Genomic DNA, 2,281 nt, shown 5'->3' with positions numbered 1-2,281 from the left:
CTGTATTACTTCGGCCACGACAAGCACGAACAGCAGCGGGTCACCGAGGGCACGCATGCGGGCGGAATGTGTCTGAACGACACCCTGCTGCATGTGGCGCAGGATGACATGCCGTTCGGCGGTATCGGGCCGTCCGGGATGGGCCATTACCATGGCAAGGAAGGCTTCCAGACGCTCAGCAAGGCCAAGGGAATCTTCGCCAAGGGGCGCATGAATGGCGCGCGACTGATGTATCCGCCCTATGCCGACGGGCCGACTGCGCGCGCCATCCATGGTCTTATCCGCCGCCTGCTGATGCGCTAGGCGCTGTCAGCGGTGCAGGTCGCCGGCGCTTTCCGGCTGGTAATGCAGCGCCTCGATACGCACCTCGTGCAGGCTGCCATCCGGCAGCCGCCACTCGATGAGGCTGCCGACCTTGAGGCCGAGCAGGGCAGCCCCCAGTGGCGCCAGCACCGACAGGCCGTCCTGCTGGCCGGGCAGCGCATGCGGATAGACCAGCGTGCGCACCAGAGTCTGCTGGCGGGTCAGGTCCGTGAACTCCACGCGGCTGTTCATGCTGACGATATCGGCGGGCACCTCGTGAGGCTCGACGACCTCGCCGCGCTCCAGCTCGTCCTCAAGCTGTTCTGCCACCTGACGGTCGGCGGCGGCAACGCGATCAATCAGGCGCTCGAGGCGTTCGGCGTCCAGGCGATTGATGATGATCGAGGGAAGTGTGGCCATGAGACCTCCTGTCAGTCGTGGTGTCAGCCCCTTGCGAGCAAGGCCTTGCTGGACACCAAAAAAACAGCCCTCCGCCGGGAAGGGCGAAGGACTGTGTGCAGAAGTCATCATATAAACTTCGCTCGGCGATGGATAGCCCATTCAGGCAACTGAGGTCAGCGCGAGGGCAGACCCGCTCACTCCCGCGTCAGGCGCTGGAGCTGACGAACAGCCAGTCAGTGATCTCGTCGCGATTGAGCACGACCAGCTGCTGGGCGCGCGGAGACTCTTCCAGATGGTCCGGATTGATGCCCAGCTCGCGCAGGACGTACTGCACCAGAGCGCCGCGTGTCGGCAGGTGCAGCTCGCCATCCACCATGCCGTGGTCCTGCTCTATCAGGCCGCGCTCGGCGGGCGTCAGGCGCGGGTCGGCGCCCAGCTTCAAGGTGACTCGCGTCTCCCAGCCTTCATCGCACTCGCGCTGGCTGCCCTCGAGGACTTCACCGAACAGCTCCGGCACCGCGCGGAATCGAGACAGCACGAAGTCACGAAAAGCCCGGTTCTTCTCGCAGAAGGCGCGCACATGCCAGCGGCCAGCGGCGTAGACCAGCGTATGCGGACACAGGATGCGCTCCTCCCCCTGGGGGGAGTTGAGAGAGGCATAGGTCACCTCGAGACGCGCGCCCTGACTGGCGGCTTCGATCAAGGCCCTGACCACCGGCGGACTGGCGCTGCGTGACGGCAGGCGCAGGGCCTCGGTGTTTGCCTGGCCTAGCCCCAACCCGGTGAAATGCGGATTCAGATTGTCGTGATTGCCCAGCAATTGCAGGTATTCATCGACCTCACCCCGCGTCAGCATGGGGCAGAAATTCGCCGACGGACGGTAGCCCTTGATGACGGGGTCATACTCGAGATTGTTCTCGGCGACCGTCTCGCGGTAGGTCTTCATGACGCGCGAGGCTTGTTGTCTGGCGATACCGAAGGCGTTGCCCAGATGGCGCGAAGTGACTCGCCCCTCCCACAAGGCGATGATCTCGATCAGGCGGTAACGCGCCAGCGTGTCCCATGGCAGGACTTCGAGGCGTTGCTTGATGCTCATTGCTGAATCCTTTCATACGGGTCTTCTGGAGCGTATTCGTGACGCATTGCACACACCGGGCTTGGCAATGGCGACACATGGCGAGTGCTCACGAGGATCGGTAAGAGGACCCTGCTCCGGGTGGCGTGTGGCGAACAAGTCTTCGTTAACTGCAGGATATGCATAAAGAAAGCTCCGGCAGAAGATACCTGCTCCGTTGCGTTGACCCTAGTGACTGCGCATCGACGTCTCGTTTTGGCGTCGTCCAAACGCGACGCATCATTAGAATTCGACGATTTATCCTCGCTCGGTGACGTGTGATTGCGCGCTATCAATAGATCAAGACATTACGTTGCGCAGGGGCGTTGGCCGCGTGTGGCATGCTCTGAATGAAGACACTATATGCGCAACACGAATATGCCTCATATAACCCTCATTTAAGTGTTAGAGATGCCTCAGGCCAAGGTATCGCGCAAAGTTCCCTTATTCTGCGAGCCCTAA

At 61.8% G+C, this 2,281-nt stretch carries 3 protein-coding genes; 1 reads left to right on the top strand and 2 read right to left on the bottom strand.

Annotation, left to right across the window (positions count from 1 at the left end):
- A partial coding sequence (locus AC4FAH_RS09465) for an aldehyde dehydrogenase family protein (protein WP_490245947.1) occupies positions 1-303 on the top strand: 303 nt, incomplete at its 5' end.
- Positions 304-309: 6 nt separating this feature from the next.
- Here the strand turns inward: AC4FAH_RS09465 and rnk are convergent.
- Both rnk and AC4FAH_RS09455 read right to left on the bottom strand, forming a co-directional pair.
- Positions 310-723 (bottom strand): nucleoside diphosphate kinase regulator, encoded by a 414-nt coding sequence (gene rnk, locus AC4FAH_RS09460; RefSeq protein ID WP_175090630.1) that lies wholly within the window; start codon positions 721-723, stop codon positions 310-312.
- Between the two features lie 187 nt (positions 724-910).
- A complete protein-coding gene (locus AC4FAH_RS09455) occupies positions 911-1,801 on the bottom strand; it encodes a WYL domain-containing transcriptional regulator (RefSeq protein ID WP_288990282.1) in 891 nt (296 codons plus the stop codon).
- Positions 1,802-2,281 lie beyond the last annotated feature (480 nt).

The sequence above is a fragment of the Cobetia sp. genome, assembly GCF_983723665.1.
This window is presented reverse-complemented; position numbering and strand designations above follow the sequence as displayed.

What these genes read in the sequence shown, in the direction of transcription:
- rnk (WP_175090630.1), bottom strand. Translation starts at nt 723, where the DNA reads ATGGCCACACTTCCCTCGATCATCATCAATCGCCTGGACGCCGAACGC.
- AC4FAH_RS09455 (WP_288990282.1), bottom strand. Translation starts at nt 1,801, where the DNA reads ATGAGCATCAAGCAACGCCTCGAAGTCCTGCCATGGGACACGCTGGCG.